Origin of the sequence: Microbacterium saperdae, assembly GCF_006716345.1 — a bacterium.
Lineage (GTDB): Bacteria > Actinomycetota > Actinomycetes > Actinomycetales > Microbacteriaceae > Microbacterium > Microbacterium saperdae.
On sequence record NZ_VFOX01000001.1, the window covers coordinates 627,525 to 648,936 of the forward strand.

General features: G+C 68.7%; 18 protein-coding genes. 14 read left to right on the forward strand and 4 right to left on the reverse strand.

All coding sequences use genetic code 11. From position 1 onward, the window contains the following. Positions 1-77: 77 nt before the first annotated feature. Both aceB and aceA read right to left on the reverse strand, forming a co-directional pair. A complete protein-coding gene (aceB, locus tag FB560_RS02955) occupies positions 78-1,733 on the reverse strand; it encodes a malate synthase A (protein WP_141870987.1) in 1,656 nt (551 codons plus the stop codon). A gap of 60 nt (positions 1,734-1,793) precedes the next feature. After that, on the reverse strand, positions 1,794-3,116 hold the full coding sequence (gene aceA / locus FB560_RS02960) for an isocitrate lyase (RefSeq protein ID WP_141870988.1): 1,323 nt from the start codon (positions 3,114-3,116) through the stop codon (positions 1,794-1,796). A 133-nt stretch (positions 3,117-3,249) separates the two neighbouring features. On the opposite strand from aceA, the gene FB560_RS02965 reads away from it, so the two are divergent. The 6 genes from FB560_RS02965 to FB560_RS02990 all read left to right on the forward strand — a co-directional run bounded on the left by FB560_RS02965 (position 3,250) and on the right by FB560_RS02990 (position 9,930). Further along, the gene (locus tag FB560_RS02965; RefSeq protein ID WP_141870989.1) at positions 3,250-4,704 is read left to right on the forward strand and encodes a helix-turn-helix domain-containing protein; all 1,455 of its coding nucleotides are present in this window, start codon (positions 3,250-3,252) and stop codon (positions 4,702-4,704) included. A 119-nt stretch (positions 4,705-4,823) separates the two neighbouring features. Beyond that, on the forward strand, positions 4,824-5,924 hold the full coding sequence (locus FB560_RS02970) for an ABC transporter substrate-binding protein (protein ID WP_141870990.1): 1,101 nt from the start codon (positions 4,824-4,826) through the stop codon (positions 5,922-5,924). After that, positions 5,924-6,721, forward strand: coding sequence for an ABC transporter ATP-binding protein (locus FB560_RS02975; RefSeq protein WP_141870991.1), 798 nt, complete (start codon positions 5,924-5,926; stop codon positions 6,719-6,721). The genes FB560_RS02970 and FB560_RS02975 overlap by 1 nt, the downstream gene beginning before the upstream one ends. Further along, on the forward strand, positions 6,714-7,565 hold the full coding sequence (locus FB560_RS02980) for an ABC transporter permease (RefSeq protein ID WP_141870992.1): 852 nt from the start codon (positions 6,714-6,716) through the stop codon (positions 7,563-7,565). Before FB560_RS02975 ends, FB560_RS02980 begins: the two co-directional genes overlap by 8 nt. A 108-nt stretch (positions 7,566-7,673) precedes the next feature. Then, positions 7,674-9,053: an NtaA/DmoA family FMN-dependent monooxygenase gene (locus tag FB560_RS02985; RefSeq protein ID WP_141870993.1), complete on the forward strand. Its 1,380-nt coding sequence runs from the start codon at positions 7,674-7,676 to the stop codon at positions 9,051-9,053. Next, positions 9,046-9,930: a PfkB family carbohydrate kinase gene (locus FB560_RS02990; RefSeq protein ID WP_141870994.1), complete on the forward strand. Its 885-nt coding sequence runs from the start codon at positions 9,046-9,048 to the stop codon at positions 9,928-9,930. Before FB560_RS02985 ends, FB560_RS02990 begins: the two co-directional genes overlap by 8 nt. Before the next feature lie 24 nt (positions 9,931-9,954). On the opposite strand, the gene FB560_RS02995 is transcribed toward FB560_RS02990, so the two are convergent. Beyond that, complete coding sequence (locus FB560_RS02995; RefSeq protein WP_141870995.1) at positions 9,955-10,548, reverse strand: PadR family transcriptional regulator; 594 nt, start codon at positions 10,546-10,548, stop codon at positions 9,955-9,957. A gap of 102 nt (positions 10,549-10,650) precedes the next feature. On the opposite strand from FB560_RS02995, the gene FB560_RS03000 reads away from it, so the two are divergent. Together FB560_RS03000 and FB560_RS03005 are read left to right on the forward strand one after the other, a co-directional pair. Continuing rightward, the gene (locus FB560_RS03000; protein ID WP_141870996.1) at positions 10,651-11,163 is read left to right on the forward strand and encodes a flavin reductase family protein; all 513 of its coding nucleotides are present in this window, start codon (positions 10,651-10,653) and stop codon (positions 11,161-11,163) included. After that, positions 11,160-11,549: a riboflavin kinase gene (locus FB560_RS03005; protein ID WP_141870997.1), complete on the forward strand. Its 390-nt coding sequence runs from the start codon at positions 11,160-11,162 to the stop codon at positions 11,547-11,549. Before FB560_RS03000 ends, FB560_RS03005 begins: the two co-directional genes overlap by 4 nt. 9 nt (positions 11,550-11,558) lie before the next feature. Here the strand turns inward: FB560_RS03005 and FB560_RS03010 are convergent, their stop codons facing one another. Next, a complete protein-coding gene (locus FB560_RS03010) occupies positions 11,559-13,067 on the reverse strand; it encodes a PucR family transcriptional regulator (RefSeq protein ID WP_141870998.1) in 1,509 nt (502 codons plus the stop codon). Positions 13,068-13,174: 107 nt separating this feature from the next. Between FB560_RS03010 and gabT the strand changes: the two genes are divergently transcribed. From gabT to FB560_RS03040, 6 genes are all read left to right on the forward strand, one after another. Further along, positions 13,175-14,536 (forward strand): 4-aminobutyrate--2-oxoglutarate transaminase, encoded by a 1,362-nt coding sequence (gene gabT, locus FB560_RS03015; RefSeq protein WP_141870999.1) that lies wholly within the window; start codon positions 13,175-13,177, stop codon positions 14,534-14,536. A gap of 109 nt (positions 14,537-14,645) precedes the next feature. Then, positions 14,646-16,028: a flavin monoamine oxidase family protein gene (locus tag FB560_RS03020; protein WP_141871000.1), complete on the forward strand. Its 1,383-nt coding sequence runs from the start codon at positions 14,646-14,648 to the stop codon at positions 16,026-16,028. Further along, positions 16,028-16,915, forward strand: a complete 888-nt coding sequence (locus tag FB560_RS03025; protein ID WP_141871001.1) for a universal stress protein — start codon at positions 16,028-16,030, stop codon at positions 16,913-16,915. Before FB560_RS03020 ends, FB560_RS03025 begins: the two co-directional genes overlap by 1 nt. Further along, entirely contained in the window at positions 16,915-18,477 is a 1,563-nt protein-coding gene (locus tag FB560_RS03030; protein ID WP_141871002.1) for an APC family permease, read from the forward strand. Before FB560_RS03025 ends, FB560_RS03030 begins: the two co-directional genes overlap by 1 nt. 27 nt (positions 18,478-18,504) lie before the next feature. After that, a complete protein-coding gene (locus FB560_RS03035; RefSeq protein WP_141871003.1) occupies positions 18,505-19,980 on the forward strand; it encodes an NAD-dependent succinate-semialdehyde dehydrogenase in 1,476 nt (491 codons plus the stop codon). A gap of 23 nt (positions 19,981-20,003) precedes the next feature. Further along, a complete protein-coding gene (locus FB560_RS03040; protein WP_141871004.1) occupies positions 20,004-21,368 on the forward strand; it encodes an NAD-dependent succinate-semialdehyde dehydrogenase in 1,365 nt (454 codons plus the stop codon). Positions 21,369-21,412 lie beyond the last annotated feature (44 nt).

Sequence of the window (21,412 nt, forward strand, 5' to 3'; positions counted from 1 at the left end):
CCGCGGGAACACGGTGGCGCGGACACACGGAGCCCCTCGCCCGCGGGGGAACGGGCGAGGGGCTCCGCGGCGGCGACTCAGGCCTCGTCGACCAGGAATCGGCTGTAGGCGCCGAGCGTCAGGAACGTCGGGAACTCCTCCTGCAGGGCGACCTCGCGGAAGATCTCGGCGGCATCCTCGAATCGGTCTCCCGCGCTGCGCGTCGCCTGGGCGAGCACCTGGGTGATCAGTCCTTCGACGTACTCGGCCGTGATGGGCGTCCCCTCCTGGGTGCTGCGATCCTGGTGGATCCACTGCCACACCTGCGAGCGGCTGATCTCGGCCGTCGCGGCATCCTCCATCAGGTTGTCGATCGCCACGGCGCCGAGCCCGCGCAGCCACGCTTCGAGGTAGCGGATCGCGACGGACACGTTGTCGCGCACGCCCTGTGCGGTGATCGGGCGCCCGATGTGCAGATCGAGCAGGTCGCGCGCCTCCACGTGCACGTCGTCGCGCTGACGATCGACCTGGTTCGGGCGGTCGCCCAGCACGGCGTCGAATTCGGCCAGCGCCGTCGGGATCAGGTCGGGGTGGGCCACCCAGGTGCCGTCGAACCCGTCGCCGGCCTCGCGGTTCTTGTCGGCCGCGACCTTCTCGATCGCACGCGCCGTCGCCTCGGGATCACGCCGGTTCGGGATCGACGCGCTCATGCCGCCGATCGCGAAGGCGCCCCGCTTGTGGCAGGTCTGCACGAGCAGCTCGGTGTACGCCCGCATGAACGGCACCGTCATCGTCACCTCGCTGCGGTCGGGGAGCACGAAGCGTGCGCCGCGGCCGCGGTAGTTCTTGATGATCGAGAAGATGTAGTCCCAGCGCCCGGCGTTGAGCCCGGCGCAGTGATCGCGCAGCTCGAACAGGATCTCGTCCATCTCGAACGCGGCGGGAAGCGTCTCGATCAGCACGGTCGCGCGGATGGTGCCGTGCGGGATGCCGATGTACTCCTCGCTGAACGAGAAGACGTCATCCCACAGCTTCGCCTCCTCGCTCGACTCGATCTTGGCGATGTAGAAGTACGGGCCGCGACCGTTGTCGATCAGAGACTGCGCGTTGTGCAGGAAGTAGAGGCCGAAGTCGACCAGTGAACCGGAGGCCGAGGTGCGGCGCCCGGCCCGGTCGACGAAAGAGATGTGCTTCTCGGGCAGGTGCCAGCCGCGAGGGCGCATCACGATCGTGGGGGTGCGCTCCGCCGTGACGCGGTACTCCTTGCCCTCCGGAGACGTGAAGGACAGCTCTCCACGGATCGCATCGCGCAGCGAGAGCTGACCCTCGATCACGTTCTTCCAGGTGGGGCTCGTGGCATCCTCCTGGTCGGCGAGCCAGACGCGTGCGCCGGAGTTCAGCGCGTTGATCGTCATCTTCGGGTCGGTGGGGCCGGTGATCTCCACGCGGCGGTCCTCGAGACCGGGCCCGGCGCCGGCGACCTGCCACTCGGCATCCTCTCGGATGTGCGCGGTGTCCTCGCGGAAACGGGGGTCATGGCCGTTGCCGATCTCGAAGCGACGGCGCATGCGGTCGGCGAGCCGATCGTGGCGGCGCGAAGCGAAACGGTGGTGCAGCTCGGTGAGGAAGGCGATCGCCTCCGGCGTGAGGATCTCGTCGTAGCGGTCGCGCAGGGGGCCGGTGACCTCGATCGCCGGACCCTGCTGGGTCGTCTGGATCGGAGCCGTGGTCGGGGGAGCGGTGGGAGTGGTCATGATCGTGAGTCCTTTCGAAGGGGGTCCCTCGTCTGCGGTGCCGACAGGGGCGAGGGCGAATCAGTGGAACTGCGCGGCTTCGGTGGAGCCGGCGAGGGCGAGGGTCGCGCTGTCGGGGTTGAGCGCGGTGGAGATGACGTCGAAGTAGCCGGTGCCCGCCTCGCGCTGGTGCTTGGTGGCGGTGTAGCCGTCGGCCTCGGCGGCGAACTCGGCTTCCTGCAGCTCGACGTAGGCGCTCATGGCGCGATCGGCGTAGCCGCGGGCGAGGTCGAACATGGAGTAGTTCAGGGCGTGGAATCCGGCCAGCGTGATGAACTGGAACTTGTAGCCCAGGTCGGCCAGCTCCTGCTGGAACGTCGCGATCTCGGCGTCCGACAGGTGCTTCTTCCAGTTGAAGCTCGGCGAGCAGTTGTAGGCCAGGAGCTTGCCGGGGAACTGTGCGTGGATGGCTGCGGCGAAGGAACGGGCGAGCTCGATGTCGGGCTCTCCCGTCTCGACCCAGAGCAGATCGGCGTAGGGGGCGAAGGCGAGGCCGCGGCTGATGACCGATTCGATACCGGGCTGGATGCGGTAGAAGCCCTCGGTCGTGCGCTCGCCGGTGGTGAACGCCTGGTCGCGCTCGTCGACGTCGCTGGTGAGCAGGTCGGCGGCGAGGGCGTCCGTGCGGGCGATGATGACGGTCGGCACGCCGGCGACGTCCGCGGCGAGACGGGCCGCGTTCAGGGTGCGGATGTGCTGCTGGGTGGGCACGAGCACCTTGCCGCCGAGGTGGCCGCACTTCTTCTCGCTCGCGAGCTGGTCCTCCCAGTGGATGCCGGCGGCTCCCGACTGGATGAGGGACTGCGCGAGTTCGTAGGCGTTCAGCGGTCCGCCGAAGCCGGCCTCGGCGTCGGCGACGATCGGTGCGAGCCAGTCCTGGGTGGTCTCGCCCTCGGCGTGCTCGAGCTGGTCCTGGCGGATCAGCGCGTTGTTGATGCGGCGTACGACGGCCGGCACCGAGTTCGCGGGGTAGAGCGACTGGTCGGGGTATGTCTGGCCGGCGAGGTTGCCGTCGGCCGCGACCTGCCATCCCGACAGGTAGATCGCCTTGAGGCCGGCCCGGACCTGCTGCACGGCCTGGCCTCCGGTGTACGCGCCGAGTGCACGGACGTAGTCCTCGGTGTGCAGGAGGTTCCACAGGTTCTCGGCGCCGCGGTGGGCGAGCGTCGACTCCTCACGGACCGAACCACGGATGCGGATGACGTCCTCGGCCGAGTAGGTGCGCTCGACGCCGTCCCACCGAGGGTCGGTGTCCCAGATCTCCTGGAGCTCCGCGGCGGTCTGGACCTGGTCTCCGGCGCGCAGACCGGCGGGACGGGGCTGGGGGTGAGAGGTGTGCGTCATGGTGTCTCCTCGGTGGATCCGGCTGCGGTGCCGGAGTGGCGTGGTTCCACTGTGTGTGAAGTTCCGGCATCCAGATGACCGAATCCGGGGAGAAGTTCTGCTGAATTTCTGTTTCTGTGACAGAATCACCGCCATGAACACCATCGACGCGGCAGAAGAGACCGACGCTCTCACGATCGGGCGCCGCATCCGGCAGCTCCGGACGGCCAGGGGGATGACGCTCGAGGAGCTCGCGTCTGCTGTCGATCGCGCGCCGAGTCAGATGTCGATGATCGAGACCGGCAAGCGCGAGCCGAAGCTCACGCAGCTGCAGGCGATCGCGCGTGCCCTCGGCGTGACGATCGATGCGCTGCTGGAGGGGGAACCGTTGGATGAGCGCAGCGCCGTGGAGATCGCCCTCGAACGCGCGATGAAGGGGCAGACGTTCCAGGCGCTCGGCATCGAGCCGTTCCGCATCGCCAAGAGCCTGCCCACGGATGCGCTGAAGGCGCTGCTGGCCCTGCACGGAGAGATCGATCGCCTCAAGGACGAACGGGCCGCCACCCCCGAGGAGGCTCGGCGGGCGAACGTCGAGCTGCGCCACCTGATGCGCCGGCAGGACAACCACTTCGCCGATCTCGAGACCACGGCATCGGAGATCCTCACGGCGGTCGGACATTCGGGCGGACCGCTGACCCAGCGCGCGGCATCCGAGATCGCCGCCTACCTGGGATTCACCCTGCACTACGCCCCCGATCTGCCGCAGACCACGCGCAGTGTCGCCGACCTGGCGAACGGGCGGCTGTACCTGTCGAGCCAGGTGCAGGCCAAGGGCGACGCGCGCACGGCCGTGCTGCAGGCGCTGTCGAGCCGCATGCTCGGGCACTCCGAGCCGCGCAGCTACGCGGAGTTCCTGCGCCAGCGGGTCGAGACGAACTATCTCACCGGCGCGCTGCTGATCCCCGAGGCCCATGTCGTGCCGGCGCTGAAGGAGGCCAAGGCGCGGCGGGCGATCTCGATCGAAGACCTGCGTGACGCCTACTCGGTCTCCTACGAGACCGCAGCGCATCGGTTCACCAACCTCGCGACCAGGCACCTCGACATCCCGGTGCACTTCCTCAAGGTGCACGAGTCGGGCACGATCACGAAGGCGTACGAGAACGACGACGTGAACTTCCCCACGGACCGTCTGGGTGCGATCGAGGGGCAGATGTGCTGCCGCAAGTGGACCAGCCGTGTCGTGTTCGATGAGGACGACCGCTTCAACCCGTACTACCAGTACACCGACACCGGCAACGGCACGTACTGGTGCACCGCGCGCGTGGAGGCCTCGAGCGAAGGTCTGCACTCCCTCAGCGTGGGGGTGCGCTTCGATGACACGAAGTGGTTCGTGGGGCGGGACACCCCCAACCGCGGAGTCTCGAAGCACTCGGTCGAGGTGTGCTGCCGTCGTGCACCGGCCGAGCTCGAGGAGCGGTGGCGCGAGCACTCCTGGCCGAACGTGAAGACCCCGCGCACGCTGCTCGCGACCCTGCCGACCGGTGCGTTCCCCGGCGTGGACACGACCGATGTCTACGAGTTCCTGGAGGCGCACGCTCCGCAGTCCTGACGTCGACCTGTCGTCCCGTCGCCGCATTTCGTCAAAAAGTAGTTTGTTGTTGCTTAGTCAATCTTGACTATGTTACTTTCAACGAGCCATCAACGACGAACGGCCGAGAAGGGACCCCCATGGCTACTTCCTCTGCGGAAACCCGATTCCGCATCACTGCCACCCTGACGTGCGTTCTCGCTGCCACGCTGACGCTCGGAGCCTGCTCCGCGCAACCAGCCGGCAGCGATACCGCCCCCACGGATGCAGCATCCGACACCTGCCAGCGCAATCAGGATGCCGGCAAGATCACCTACATCTCCGGCTACGGCTACTCCGCCAGCGCCGGACAGCTCGATGTGTTCCTCGCCGAGGAGCTGGGCTACTTCGACGAGCTCTGCCTCGACGTCGAGATCAACGCATCGGGCGCGAACGGCCAGCAGCTCGTGGCCTCGGGTCAGGCGCAGTTCACCGCGCTGGGCTCGGCATCCGATGTGATGCTCGCGGCGGCGAACAGCAAGAACCTCACCGCGGTCGCCACCTACGGCACCACCCCGCCGTTCTCCATCTTCGGCAACGAGAAGCTGAAGAGCCTCAAGGGCCTCGAGGGCGGATCTCTCGGCTACTTCATCAACCTCACCCCGATCGCCTCCGCCATGCTCGACGAGGCCGGAGTCGACGTCTCGAAGGTCGAGATGGTGAAGATGACGAACTACGACCCGACCGTGGTCGTGCGCGAGCAGGTCGACGCGATCGTCGGCTACGCCTCCAACCAGCCGCAGTCGCTCAAGGCGCAGGATCTGCCGTTCAGCGAGTTCCTCCCGGCCGACCTCGGCGTGGAGGGCACGTACAACGTGATGGAGGTCAACTCCCGCTTCCTCGACGAGCACCGCGAGGTCGCCGCCGACTTCATGCGCGCGAGCTTGAAGGCGCTGCAGTACTGCCTCGACGAATCCGACGCCTGCATCGACACGCTCGCGCAGCTCGCGGAGGACAACAATCAGGGCGCGGCCTTCCCGCGCGACCAGCTCGCCCGCACGTGGGAGGTGGAATCCGCCTGGGTCCGCGAGAGCGCCGGAGGCAACCCCGGAGTGCAGACCGCCGAGATGTGGGAGCCCGAGTACGCCCTCGTCGAGAAGTACGGCGACGTCAAGGACCTCCCCGCGATCGAGGACATGATGGACGCCGATCTGGTCGCCGACCTGTACGACGGCGACGCGCTGATCTGGCCGGCGAAGTGATGTCGGCCGCACAGGGCGCCGGCGTCGAGGTCCGGAACGTCACCAAGACGTTCGGTGTCGACGGTGCACGGGTGACCGTGCTCGACGATGTGAGCCTGACGATCGGCATGGGTGAGTTCGTGTCGGTGATCGGACCGAGCGGATGCGGCAAGTCGACCCTGCTCAAGGTCGTCGCCGGACTCATCGACGCCGATTCGGGCAGCGTGACGATCGACGGCGAGAGCGTCGCCGCGGCGTCGAGGGACAAGAAGATCGGCCTGGTGCCGCAATCTCCTGCCCTCCTCCCGTGGAAGACGGTGCAGGAGAACGTCGAACTGCCCGTGCGGCTGAACCGCAGGGCGAACGGGGGCCGCGCCCTGCGCGATCCCCAGGAGCTGCTGTCGACTTTCGGGCTCGGCCAGGCGATGAAGAAGTACCCGGGGCAGCTGTCCGGCGGTATGCAGCAGCGTGCCGCGATCGCCAGGGCATTCGTGTTCGATCCGGCCATCATGCTGATGGACGAGCCGTTCTCGGCGCTGGACGAGATGAACCGCGATCTGCAGCGGATCGCGCTGCTGGAGTTCTGGCAGTCGAACCGCAAGGCGGTCATGTTCGTCACCCACTCGGTGCCGGAGGCGATCATGCTCTCGGACCGCATCGTCGTGATGGCCGCCCACCCCGGGCGCATCGCGGCGGTGATCGATGTGAACCTGCCGCGGCCGCGTACCGAGCAGGCGTACGCGACAGACGAGTTCCGCGAACTGGAAGCAGTCGTGCGCACCACCCTGCGCGCGCAGACGGAGAAGGCCCATGTCTGAGATGACGATCCGCGACACGACGGCGACCCTCGCCACCGCGCGACTGCGTGCGGGTGCGCGACGCGGCGGGATCCCGCCGTGGTTGCGCTGGGGCTCCTGGGTCCCGACCCTGATCACCTTCGTGATCGCCGCGACGCTGTGGCAGGTCGTGGCCTGGACCAACCCGTACGTGCTCCCGACGTTGGAGGCGATCGGCGGCAGCCTGGTCGACGATGCCGGCATGTACTGGTCGAACTTCCTGGTCACGCTGCTCGAGGTCGTGGTCGGCGCCTCCGCCGGCATCCTCGCCGGCTTCGTGCTCGCGGTCGTCATGGCGGAGTTCCAGATCATCGAGCGCGCGGTGATGCCGCTGGTCATCATCGTGATGGTGACGCCGATCGTGGCGATCGCCCCTGCACTCGTCGTGGCGTTCGGCTTCGGCATGGTACCGAAGTTCATCGTCACCGGTCTCGTGGTGTTCTTCCCGATGCTCGTGAACTCCCTGGCGGGACTCCGCGATGTCGACCAGCGCGCGCTCGACGTGTTCAAGACGCTGCACGCCTCGCGCTGGGAGATCTTCCGCGAGCTGCGCTTCCCCGGCAGCATGCCGTACGTCTTCGCGGGTCTCCGCATCGCGCTGCCGCTGGCCGTCGTCGGCGCCGCGGTCGCGGAGTTCGTGGCGGCCGGACAGCAGGCCGGACTCGGCTCGCTCGTGACGACCTCGGCCGCACAGGCCAACCTCCCCGTCACGTGGGCCAGCATCGCCCTGCTGTGCCTGCTCGGCGTGCTCCTGATCATCCTCCTCGCGATCGTGCGCAAGCGCGTGCTGTGGTGGAGCGACGGCGAGGTCACGGCGAAGGGCTGACGAACCCCTGTATCCCGGGGCGGGAACCCCCGCCCGCCCCGGGGTTCCTCCGGCGCGCCCTGCGCCCGTGGAAGACGACAAGATCCACCCACAAGGAAGGCACCGCACATGACCGATCAGAACAGCGTCAAGCAGCTGCGTCTCGGCCTCTTCGAGAACGCCCAGGCGAACGACTCCGGCACCGCGACCTGGCGTCACCCCGACAACAAGCGGTACCTCTTCGACAAGTTCGAGTACTGGCGCGACACCGCCCGCATGGTCGAGGACGCCGGTTTCGACTTCCTCTTCCTCGCGGACGCCTGGGGCTGGGCCGACGTCGCCGGCGAACGCCCCGACATCTGCTCGGTCGAGGGTCTGGATCTGCCACGCCTCGACCCCGCGATCATCCTCGGCGCGCTGATCCCCGAGACCAGCCGCCTCGGTCTGGTCGCGACCGGATCGACCCTGCTCGAGCCGCCGTACGCGTTCGCGCGTCGGATGGCGACCCTCGACATCCTCTCCGGCGGACGCATCGGCTGGAACGTCGTGACCACGGGGACGGCCGACACCGCGGTGCAGGGGTTCGGAGTCCCCATGGTGGGTCACGACGAGCGCTACCTCATGGCCGACGACTTCATGCAGGTCGTCTACAAGCTGTGGGAGCAGGCCTGGGAGGAGGGGGCGCTCGAACGGGACAAGTCCGGGCGCTTCGCGGATCCGTCCAAGGTGCACCGCATCGCCCACGACGGACCGTACTTCCGCTCCCACGGGTACGGCAACACCTCGCGCTCGCCGCAGGGTACCCCGGTGCTCTTCCAGGCCGGAGCGTCACCCGCGGGCCGCGAATTCGGTGGCAAGCACGGCGAGGCGATCTTCGTGGGCAGCGGCTCGGTGGAGCAGCTGCGTGCGCACTCGACCGCGATCCGCGAAGAGGCCGTGAAGAACGGTCGTGCCGCGTCCGACGTCAAGATCATGTCGGCGTTCGCCGCGATCGTCGGCAGCACGGAGGAGGAGGCGCAGCGCAAGTACGCTGAGGTCTCCGACGCGCAGAACCCCGACGTCACGGTCGCCTCCTACGCCTGGTTCACCGGGCTCGACCTGTCGGCGTACGCACCGAGCACCCCGATGGCCGAGCTGAGCACCGAGCTGTCGCAGACGCAGGTCGCCCGTTTCGCCGACAAGACGGTCGGCGACGTGCTCGGCGACTGGCACGCGCACGGTGTCGGCGCCCGGCCGATCGTCGGCACCCCCGAGCAGGTGGCGGACCGGATGATCGAGCTCGCCGATGGCGCCGACCTCGACGGATTCCTGTTCGCCCCCGTCATCCCGCCGGCATCCACGGTCGACTTCATCGAGCACGTGCTGCCGATCCTCAAGCAGCGCGGCGCGATCGTCGACCCGCCGGCCGAGCCGCAGAGCCTTCGGGAGCGGCTGATGGGCACTCCGACCCCGGCGCTGGCCGACACCCACACCGGATCGCAGTACCGCCGGACGATGTCGCGTGTCTGACACCCTCTCGGGCGTCGCCGTGGTGGGGAGCGCGAACCTCGACCTCGTCGTCGAGGTCTCGCGCCCTCCCCACGTCGGCGAGACCCTGCTCGGGCATGCGGGTGGCCGCTACGCCGGAGGCAAGGGTCTCAATCAGGCGGTCGCCGCCGCACGCAGCGGCGCTCCCACCCGGTTCTGCGCCGTGGTCGGTCAGGATGAGGCGGGCGACGAGCTCCAGCGCACGCTGACGGATGCCGGTGTCGCCGGAGTGCTGCGGCGCACCGAGGCCGCGCCCACCGGGATCGCCCACGTGCTGGCGTTGGACGACGGCGACAACAGCATCATCGTCGCCGCCGGAGCGAACGCCGAGCTCGGCGCCCGTGATGCCGTCGACGGTGTCGCGGGCGCCGCGGTCGTGCTGGCGCAGCTGGAGGTGCCGGTTCCCAGCGTCGCTGCGGCCCTGCGTGCCGCACGGGAGTGGGGCGCGCTCACGCTGCTGAATGCGGCACCGGCCGCGGCCGCGGCCCTGGACCTGCTTCCCGACGTCGACATCCTCATCGTGAACGAGACGGAGTGCGCGGAGCTCGGCGGTGTCGAACGCCTGCACGCGGCCGGCGCCGCGCAGATCGTACTGACCCGCGGAGCCGGGGGAGTGACCCTGCACCGCATCGGCGCTGAGCCGCTGTATGTCACGGCGTTCCGCATCGATCCTGTCGACACGACGGGCGCCGGCGATGCCTTCTGCGGGGCGTTCGCCGCGGCGCTCGCCGGCGGGGACGACATCGGCGATGCGCTCGATCGCGCCTGCGCGGCCGGTGCGATCGTCGCGCAGCATCGCGGCGCCAACACCGCAGCGCTCAGCGCTGCGGCGATCACGGAGCTGGTCGCGACGCGCTGACCGGGTGACCGGCGGACCCCATGCCTACTCGGACGATGCGGCGGTTTCCGCGACCGCCTCGCCGGCGAACACGTACTCGCCGTCGCGGAGGCGCCCGAGCAGGTCGAGCAGCCACTGCTTCTCGGCCGTGAGGCGTGCGGTGGAGAGGTCGAAGATCTCGCGGACGTACTTCGGCGTGGTCTCGGAGCGCAGCGTGTCCTGCACATCGAACCCGTTCTGGCTGATGATCGCGTCGCTCTTGATGAGGCGGTGCTCGAGGCCGGCGATCACCTCCTGACGGCTCAGCACGAACATGAACGAGGCCACCGTCATGATGGCCTGCGTGTCGAAGGCGGCGACGTTCCAGAGGTTCTCGCGCAGCATCCGCTGCAATTCGACCTCTCCCGCCGGCGTGATGCTGTAGGTCGTGCGGGCCGGGCGCTTGCCCTCTGTCTCGGTGCCGCTCTCGGCGATATAGCCGTCGACCTCGAGCGCGCGCAGGGCGTTGTAGATGGACCCGGGCTGGATGTGCGCCCACTCGTCGACGTGCCACGTCATCAGCTCGCGGCGGAGGAAGTACCCGTGCACGGGCTGGAACTGCTTCACGGCGCCGAGGACGACGAGGCGGGTGGTCGACATGCCCTCATGCTAACGGCTGGTGTCCTAAGTCGTGGTTGTTTGCATGGTCAAACTTGCCTATGATCAGAACTAGTCAAAGTTGACTAACGAAAGGATGCAGAAATGACGACTGCCGCGACTGAGACCCTGCCCAGGGATCGTGCCCTCCGCCGTGCCTTCTCGGTGTACCCGACCGGTGTCGTCGCCCTCGCCGCCGAGGTCGACGGGCGAGCGGTGGGGATGGCTGTCAACTCCTTCACCTCGATCTCGCTCGAGCCCGCGCTCGTGGCGATCAGCGCCGCGCGCACCTCGAAGACCTGGCCGGTCCTGCGTGCCGTGCCCGAACTGGGCATGAGCGTGCTCGCCGCGCATCACGAACCGCTCAGTCGACTGCTCTCCTCGCGGGAGGACGACCGCTTCGGCACCCACGGCTGGCACCGCAGCGAGCACGGCGCAGTGCTCGTGCAGGACGCGGCACTGTGGCTCACCTGCCGCCTGCACAGCACCTTCGACGGCGGAGACCATGAGGTCGCGCTCTACGAGATCGTCGACATCACGGTGTTCGACGACGTCGAGCCGTTGGTCTTCCAGCAGAGTCGCTACCGCGCGATCGCGGCATCCGAACTTCCGGGGTGAACGCTCCGGTTCCGCGGGTGCTGCGCGGCGAGGTCGTGCCCGGCGACGGTCGCGGCCGCGTCCTGGGCTTTCCGACCGCGAACCTCCGGTGCGGGGACAGCCCGTTGCCGGAGGACGGGATCTACGCCGCGTGGGTGCGGATCGACGATGAGCTGCCCGCCTATCGCGGCACGGTGAGCGTCGGCACGAACCCCACATTCGCCGGTGAGCGCGAGCGTCGTGTCGAGGTGCACCTGCACGCGGTCGACGTCGACCTGTACGGGCGCGCTCTCGAGGTGGAGCTCGTCGCCTATCTGCGTCCGACGCTCTGCTTCGCCGACGCGGATGCGCTCATCGCGCAGTCGGCGCTCGACGTCGCTGACAGCGATGCTGCTCTCGGGCGCTGACGACGACGGTCACTCCCTGGCGGTCTGCAGCAGAGTCCACAGCTCGGCTCGGGCGGGGAACGTCGACAGGTCCGTGCCGAGCAGGCCCCCGGCCTGGGCGATCCGGGCGCGGAGCGTGTGTCGGTGCACGCCGAGCACGGCAGCGGCGGACTCCGCGCGGGCGTCGTGTTCCAGCCAGCACCGCAGCGACCATTCGAGCTCGGCACCGGTGCGGGCATCGTGCTCACGCAGCGGAGCGAGGCGCGACTCGGCGACGAGGCGTGCCTCGTCGGTCGCGAGTGCGGTGAGGATGCTCGACCCCACCGTGTCGGAGTACCGGGCGACCCCGTGCGTGCCGTGCTGTCGAAGCACCGTGAGGGCCTGCGCATGCGCTCGGGCGAACGAGTCGTACGCGTCGGGGTCGGAGACGCCGATGCGCACGCCGAAGCGCGCGGCCACCTCGTCGAGCAGGGCGTCGTCGTCGGCGGAGAGGCACATCGTGACGCCGTCTTCGGATTCGGCGAGGAACACCGAGGTGCCGTGCTCAGCGCGATGCCGTTCCCACCACTCCGCCATCGGGCCGGCCGGAGCATCCGAGGCGACCGCCACGACCACCGGAGCGGGAGGCAGGCTGCCCAGCACCCGTCTGGCGAGGGTGGGGTCGTCGGTGAGCAACGACGCGAGCAGCTGCGTGTGCAGGCGTCGTCGACTGCGGGCGAGTTGCTCGCTCTGTTCCATCGCCAGCCCGGCCATCGCGATCACCGAGGTCACGACGGAGCGTGCCTCCTGATCGAGCGCGTCGATCGCGAGCGCGATCACTCCGCGCAGGTGTCCTCCGCGCCCGATCGTGAACAGCATGAAGGTGTGGTCGTCGATCGTGAGCGACTGGCCCGCTTCGAGTCCGCGGGTCAGGATCTCCATCACGCGCTCACCGAGCCTCTCGCGCACGTCCTGCGCGACTGCGTCCCGGGGGTGGGCGAGGGCGAGAGCTCCGGCGGCGTCGAACATCCCGACCCAGGCGTCGAGGCGGCGCCCGAGCTCGTCCAGGGTCGCGTCGAGCCCGCGGGGGCGGAGAGCAGCGAGCGCGAGGCCGCGTTGGGTGTCGAGGGCCCAGGAGCGGCGGGCATACGCCTGTGCAGCGATCGCCTCGGAGTGTGCGCGCGCCACGGCGATGAACGGCGTGCGGTAGGGGACCTCGAACAGGGGCAGGCCGTGCGAGACGCAGGCGGTCAGGAGCTCCTCGGGGATGCCGGCGCGATGCACCTCCGTGCCGAAGCCGAGACCGAGGACTCCGCGGTCGATCAGGCGGCTCACGTAGAGATCGGCCGTACCGGCTTCATCGAACTGCGTGCCCGTGGTGAGCAGGACGAGGTCCTCCGCCAGGAAGGGCGTGGGATCGGCGAGGTCGGAGCTGTGCACCCACCGCAGGGGGCGGTCGAGTGCGTCGAAGGCGAGCGAGTCATCGGGGGAGACCAGGTGCAGTCCCAGGTCGCGGCGCGACAGCAGGGCTCGCAGGGTCGGCTGATCCGGAATGGCCATGCGTCCTCCGTCACGGCGGCAACGATGTACAGCTCGTACATCAAGATATCCAGATTGTACAAGGCGGCGAATGCGGCTGGTCCCGAGGCCGCCGTACGCTCGCGAACATGGCACTCCTCGACACCGCAGCTGTTGCAGTTCCCCTCGGCGGACCCGAGCTCCCCCAGGAGCGTCGTCTGGTCACTGAACTTCCCGGGCCGCGCTCGGCCGAGATCCTGGCGCGCAAGGCGGATGCCGTCGCTGCCGGCGTCGGCCACACCGTGCCGGTCGCTACCGTCGCCGCCGGCGGCGGAGTCGTCGTCGACGCGGACGGGAACTCGCTCATCGACCTCGGATCCGGCATCGCCGTGACCACGGTGGGCAACGCGCACCCCAAGGTCGCTGCTGCCGTCGCCGCACAGGCCGCGCAGTTCACGCACACCTGTTTCATGATCTCGCCCTACGAGTCGTACATCGAGGTCGCCGAGGCTCTGAACCGCGTCACCCCCGGCGACTTCGCCAAGAAGAGCGCGCTGTTCAACTCGGGCGCAGAGGCCGTCGAGAACGCGATCAAGATCGCCCGCAAGTACACCGGCCGGCAGGCGGTCGTCGCGTTCGACCACGGCTACCACGGCCGCACGAACCTGACCATGGCCCTCACCGCCAAGTCGATGCCGTACAAGAGCGGATTCGGACCGTTCGCCCCCGAGGTGTACCGCGCGCCGATGTCGTACCCGTTCCGCGATGGACTCGAGGGCAACGAGGCCGCGGCTCGCGTCATCCTGCAGCTCGAGAAGCAGATCGGTGCCGACAACCTGGCCGCCGTCATCATCGAGCCGATCCAGGGCGAGGGAGGCTTCATCGTCCCGGCTGACGGCTTCCTGCCCGCGATCGTCGAGTGGTGCCGTGCGAACGGCGTCGTCTTCATCGCCGACGAGGTCCAGACCGGTTTCGCCCGCACGGGCCACATGTTCGCGAGCGAGATCTTCGGCATCGAGCCCGACCTGATCACCACGGCCAAGGGCATCGCCGGTGGGCTGCCGCTCGCCGCCGTCACCGGTCGCTCCGAGATCATGGACGCCTCGCACGCCGGCGGTCTCGGCGGCACCTACGGCGGAAACCCGATCGCCTGCGCCGCAGCGCTCGCCGCGATCGACGTCTTCGAGAACGACGGAGTGATCGAGCGCGCCCGCGAGATCGGCGCGATCCTCACCGAGCGTCTCACCGCGATCCAGCAGAACGACCCGCGCGTCGGCGACGTCCGCGGCCACGGTGCGATGATCGCGGCCGAGTTCGTCGACCCGGAGACCAACGCCCCCGACGCCGCACTCACCGCGGCCGTCGCAAAGGCGTGCATCGCCCAGGGCGTCATCGTCCTCACCTGCGGCACCTACGGCAACGTCATCCGCTTCCTTCCCCCGCTCGCGATCGGCGACGATCTGCTCAACGAGGGAATCGACGTCGTCGCCGCAGCACTCGCCGCGGCCTAGGAGTAGCTTGAGGTCGCGCTCCCGCGCGGCCTCCATCCCACGTCCGGTCGCGACCCCAATCGGGGGATTTCGGGTCGCGACCGGCATTTTCCCAACGAAGGAGTTGCAGATGGCTGAGATCACACGCGACGTGCTCATCGTCGGCGCCGGAGCCGCAGGGCTCACGGCGGCGAACGACCTGCGGAAGGCCGGCCTCTCGGTCGCCGTCCTCGAGGCGAGGGACCGGGTCGGAGGACGGCTGTGGACCGACGTCATCGACGGCGCCATGCTCGAGATCGGCGGACAGTGGGTCTCGCCCGATCAGGATGCGCTGATCGACACGGTCGAGGAGCTGGGGCTGGAGACCTTCAGCCGCTACCGCGAAGGCGACAGCGTCTACGTCGGACCCGACGGCCAGAGCCACCGTTTCACGGGCGAGATGTTCCCCGTCTCCGCCGAGACCGAGCGTGTGATCGCCGAGATCACGGATCGGCTCGACGCGATGGTCGCCGAGATCGACCCGGACCGGCCCTGGGAGCACCCGAACGCCGCCGAGTGGGACTCCGTCACCTGGGACGCCTGGCTGCGTGCCCAGACCGATGACGACGAAGCCGTGCGCAACCTCGCGTTCGCCACCGGATCCGCGATGCTCACCAAGCCGACGCACGCGTTCTCGCTGCTGCAGTCGCTGCTGATGGCTGCGTCCGCCGGCTCCTACTCGCACCTGGTCGATGCGGACTTCATCCTCGACAAGCGCGTCGTCGGCGGACTCCAGCAGGTGCCGATCCTGCTCGCCGAGCGCCTGGGCGACGACGTCTTCCTCAACCAGCCGGTGCGCAGCCTCGAATGGGGCGCCAACGGCGTCACCGCCACGACGGACGACCTCACGGTCAGCGCCCGCTTCGCGATCCTCGCGCACGCGCCCGTGCTGTACGACCGGATCTCGTTCGTCCCGCCGCTGCCGCGACGTCAGCACCAGCTGCACCAGCACCTGTCGATGGGCTTCGTCATCAAGGTGCACGCCGTCTACGACCGTCCCTTCTGGCGTGAACAGGGCCTGAGCGGCACCGCCTTCAGCCCGTACGAGCTCTCGCACGAGGCGTACGACAACACCAATCACGGCGACGAGCGCGGCACCCTGGTCGGCTTCGTCTCCGACCGGAACGCGGACGGCGTCTTCGAGCTCTCCGCGGAGGAGCGCAAGGAGCGCATCCTCGAGTCCCTGTCGCACTACTACGGCCCCGAGGCCAAGAACCCGGTCGTCTACTACGAGAGCGACTGGGGCAGCGAGGAGTGGACCCGCGGCGCCTACGCGGCGAGCTTCGACATGGGTGGTCTGCACCGGTACGGCGCCGACCTGCGCACCCCCGTCGGACCTATCAGCTTCGCCTGCAGCGACATGGCCGGCGCCGGCTACCAGCACGTCGACGGCGCGATCCGCATGGGGCGTCTGGTCGCCTCGCAGATCGTGGATTCGAGCCGTTCCACCAGCGAAGCGGCTGAGAGCAACTGATGTCAGGGGCCATCGTCGTCGGCTACACGGCGACGGACGCGGGCGCGGATGCCGCAGCACTCGGCGCCCGGCTGGCTCGCAGCATCGGGGCGAGGCTGCACCTGGTCCTGGTGCTCCCTGCCGAGGGAACACGCAGCCCCGCTGTCGTGCCCCCGGAGCGCGCCTACGAGGAGCACATCCGCGCCCAGGCGAAGAAGTGGGTCGAAGACGCGATCGTCCGTCTGCCGCAGGCGATCACGCGCACCGGGCACGTCCGCATCGCGGAGTCCTTCGCCGAGGGCCTCATCTCTGCCGGCGAGGAGTTCGGTGCCCGCCTGATCGTGGTGGGCGCGGCCGGTGGCGGGCTGTTCGGCCGTCACCGCCTCGGCAGCGTGGCCTCTGAGCTGCTGCACTCCTCGACCATCCCGGTCGCTCTCGCACCGGCGGGCACGGCAGGTCAGGATGACCACGTCATCCCACGGGTCACGGTCGCCGTCGGCACGCGCCCCGGCGCTGAGAACCTGCTCGACGAGGCGGCATCGATCGCGACGGAGAGCGGTGTCGGACTGCGACTCGTCTCGCTGGTGCCATTCGATGTGCCCCCGGGGCTCGACACGGGCGCGATCCGCCTGGCCGGAAGCACGCACGCGCACGAGGTGCTGGCCGTCGCCAAGGAACTGCTGCCCCTCGACCTGGGCGCCGTGGTCGAGGAGGCACCCGGCGACACCGTCGAGGACGCCGTCGCGAACCTCTCCTGGCTTCCCGGCGAGGTCGTCCTCGTCGGATCGAGCAGACTGGCGCAGCCGCGTCGACTGTTCCTGGGCTCCACGGCAGCGAAGATGCTGCACGAACTGCCCGTCCCGATGATCGTCGTCCCGCGCACCCGCGCCGAAGCAGGAGTCCGCTGATGAGCAGCACCGAACGGGCGACGGAGCCCGAGGCAGTCACCACAGGCATCTCCCGCAAGGGTCTCAGCGTCGGAACCGTGGGCGTGCTGGGTGCACTGGTGATGGGCATCTCGTGCATCGCACCGGCATACACCTTCACCGCCGGCATCGGTGGTGCGGTGGGCGCTGTCGGATTCCAGGTGCCGGCCATCCTGCTGCTCGGATTCATCCCGATGCTGCTCGTCGCCTTCGGGTACCGAGAACTCAACAAGGCGATGCCCGACTCGGGCACCAGCTTCACCTGGGCGACCAGGGCCTTCGGCCCCTACGTCGGCTGGATGGCCGGCTGGGGTCTGATCGTGGCGACGATCCTGGTGCTGTCCAACCTCGCCGGCATCGCCGTGGACTTCCTGTTCCTGTTGATCTCGCAGATCTCCGGCAACGAGGCCATCGCCGAGATCACCCGCAACCCGTTCGTGAACGTGGCGGTGTGCCTGGTCTTCGTCGCGCTCGCCGCCTGGGTGTCCTTCCGCGACGTCTCGACCTCGCAGAAGCTGCAGTACGGCCTCGTGGCATTCCAGATCCTGATCCTCGTGCTGTTCTCCGTGATGGCGATCGTCCAGACCGTCCAGGGCGGCGCCTTCGACCCGCACATGCCGGAGCTCGCGTGGTTCAATCCCTTCGCGATCGAGGGCGGCCTGTCCGTGGTCGTGATGGGGCTGTCGGCCTCGGTCTTCATGTTCTGGGGCTGGGACGTGACCCTCACGATGAACGAGGAGGCCAAGGACCCCGAGCGCACGCCCGGACGCGCGGCCATGCTGACGGTGTTCTCGATCATCGCGATCTACCTGCTGCTCACGGTCAGCAGCCTGATGTACTCCGGAATCGGAGACGAAGGTCTCGGGCTCCTGAACGAGGACATCGGCGGCAACGTGTTCTTCGCCCTGTCCGGTCCGGTGATGGGTGGTCTGGCGTTCCTGCTCTCGCTGGCGGTGCTCACCTCGTCGGCATCGTCGCTGCAGTCGACGTTCATCTCACCGGCCAGAACCCTGCTGGCGATGGGGCACTACGGCGCCGTTCCCCGACGATTCGCCGGTGTCAGCCCGCGATTCTTCACGCCCGGATTCGCGACGATCGCCTCAGCCGTGGTCGCCGGTGGCTTCTACGCCGTGATGCGCTTCCTCAGCGAGGATGCACTGTGGGACACCATCCTCGCGCTGGGGATGATGATCTGCTTCTACTACGGCATCACCGCGCTGTCGTGCGTCTGGTACTTCCGCCACCAGTGGTTCGACTCGGGCAAGGACTTCTTCTTCAAGTTCGCCAGCCCTCTCGTCGGCGGAATCATCCTGCTGGTGCTCTTCGTGATCACCGCGATCGACAGTCTCGCGCCCGACTTCGGGTCGATCGCCATCGGCGCCGACGCGAACGGCGAGGGCGGCATCGGCATCGTGTTCTTCATCGGCGTCGGTCTGCTCGTCTTCGGCGCCGTCCTGATGCTCGTCCAGAGAATCGTCAACCCCGCCTTCTTCCGTGGCAAGACGCTGAGCATGGACGCCCCGCCCAGCAACCGCCGCCGCTGACCCCCACTCCCCACAGAAAGAGAACCCATGAGCACTCAGATCGCACCGGCCGAGCAGGCGCTGCTCGACAGCATCCCCACCGGCCTCTTCATCGGAGGCGCATGGACGGATGGCGAGACCGGCGGCACCTTCGATGTGAAGGACCCCGCGACGGGTGAGGTGATCCGCACGATCGCGGATGCGACGCCGGGCGACGGCATCCGCGCCCTCGACGCGGCCGTGGCCGCACAGGACTCGTGGGCGGCCACCGCGCCGCGCACGCGGAGCGACATCCTGCGCCGCGCGTTCGACCTCGTGCAGGCGCGCAAGGAGGACCTGGCGCTGCTGATGACGCTCGAGATGGGCAAGCCGCTCGCCGAGGCGCGCGGTGAGGTCGGCTACGGTGGCGAGTTCCTCCGCTGGTTCAGCGAGGAGGCCGTGCGCATCAACGGTCGCTACGGGCTCAACCCCGAAGGCACGGGCCACATGGTCGTGTCGCAGCGCCCGGTCGGACCGTCGTTCTTCGTCACTCCGTGGAACTTCCCGTTCGCGATGGCCACGCGCAAGATCGCGCCCGCCCTGGCGGCCGGCTGCACCGTGGTGATCAAGCCCCCGGCCCTCACGCCGCTCACGACCATGTTCTTCGTGTCGCTGCTGGAGGAGGCGGGTCTTCCCGCCGGTGTGGTCAACGTCGTGCAGACCTCGCGTTCGAGCGCTCTGTCGGCACCGATCATCGCCGACTCGCGTCTGCGCAAGCTCTCGTTCACCGGCTCGACCGAGGTGGGCCGCAAGCTCATCGCGCAGGCCGCCGAGGGCGTGCTGCGGGTGTCGATGGAGCTCGGCGGCAACGCCCCGTTCGTGGTGTTCGACGACGCCGATCTCGACAAGGCCGTGGAGGGCGCGCTGGCCGCGAAGTTCCGCAACATCGGTCAGGCGTGCACGGCGGCCAACCGCTTCATCGTGCACAAGGACATCGCGGGCGAGTTCGCCAAGCGCATCACCGAGCGCGTCGACGCCATGAAGATCGGTCGCGGCACCGAGGACGGCGTGTCGATCGGACCGCTCATCGACGATGACGCCGTGGCGAAGGCTGGAGAGCTCGTCGACGAGGCTGTGGGTCGGGGCGCCACGCTGCTCGCCGGAGGCAAGGCGCTCGACGGCGTCGGCAGCTTCTACGAGCCGACCGTGCTCACCGACGTGGTCGCCGGCAGCGCGATCCTCCGCGAGGAGATCTTCGGGCCGGTGCTCGCGATCGCGACCTTCGAGACCGAGGAAGAGGCCGTGCGCCTGGCCAACGACACCGAGTACGGCCTGGTGTCGTACGTGTTCACGGAGAGCCTGCAGCGCGGCCAGCGCATGATCGACGCGCTCGAGACCGGCATGATGGGTCTCAACGTGGGCGTCGTGTCGAACGCGGCAGCACCCTTCGGCGGCGTCAAGCAGTCCGGCGTCGGACGCGAGGGCGGCTTCGAAGGCATCCACGAGTACCTGTCCACCAAGTACACGCTGATCCCGGTCTCCTGACCGGCCCGCCGAGAGGACAAGACATGACCGACTACGCCGTCATCAACCCCGCCACCGGAGAGACGCTGGCGTCCTTCGACACCTTCACGGACGCGCAGATCGAGGAGGCCGTCGCGGCCGCCGACGAGGCCCACCGCGAATGGTCGCGCTCGTCGACCGTGGCCGAGCGCGCCGCGCTCCTGCGCCGCGCCGCCGAGCTGCACCGCGAACGTCGAGAAGCTCTCGCCGACGTGTTCGTGCGCGAGATGGGCAAGCCGCGCGAAGCGGCGCTGGGCGAGGTCGACTTCGCCGCCGACATCGCCGACTACTACGCCGACCAGGCGGAGGCGATCATGGCCGACCAGCCGATCGCGATCCTCGGAGACGGCACGGCGATCATCCGTCGTTCCTCGCTGGGGCCGCTCGTCGGCATCATGCCGTGGAACTTCCCGGCCTACCAGATCGTGCGCTTCGCAGCCCCGAACCTCATCGTCGGCAACACGATCCTGCTCAAGCCCGCCCCGCAGTGCCCCGAGTCGTCGACCGCCCTCGAGGCGATCTACCACGATGCCGGGTTCCCGAAGGGCGCGTACCAGAACGTGCTGGCGACCAACGATCAGATCGCGACGATGATCGCGGATCCTCGTGTGCAGGGTGTCTCGCTCACCGGTTCCGAACGTGCGGGAGCGGCCGTCGCCGAGATCGCCGGTCGCCACCTCAAGAAGGTCGCGCTCGAGCTCGGCGGTTCCGACCCGTTCATCCTGCTGTCCACGGATGACCTCGATGCCACGGTGCAGGCCGGCGTCGACGCACGCCTGGACAACAACGGCCAGGCCTGCAACGGCGCCAAGCGCTTCATCATCGTCGACGGTCTCTACGACTCCTTCGTCGAGAAGTTCACGGCGGCGATGGCGTCCGTCGAGGCGACCGACCCGACGCTCGACGACACCGTGCTCGGACCTGTGGCCTCGGAGACCGCGGCCGAGAACCTGCAGAAGCAGATCGATCAGGCCGTCGAGCAGGGAGCAACCCTTCTGACCGGAGGTACCCGCGACGGTGCGTTCTTCGCGCCCACCGTTCTCGCGGATGTCACACCCGAGATGAACGTCTACCGCGAGGAGCTCTTCGGCCCGGCAGCGGTCGTCTACCGCGTCGCGGACGAGGCGGCTGCGGTCGCGCTCGCGAACGACACGTCGTTCGGCCTCGGCTCCTACGTCTTCACGACGGATGCCGAGCAGGCCGAGCGCGTGGCCGACAAGATCGAGGCGGGCATGGTCTACGTCAACCTCGTGCTGGCCGACAGCCCCGAGCTGCCCTTCGGCGGCGTGAAGCGCAGCGGTACGTCGCGCGAGCTCGGACACCTGGCCGCAGACGAGTTCGTGAACCGGAAGCTCATCCGTATCGGCTGAGTTCGCGCTTCTCTCACCACAGGGGTGGATGCCACGCGGCATCC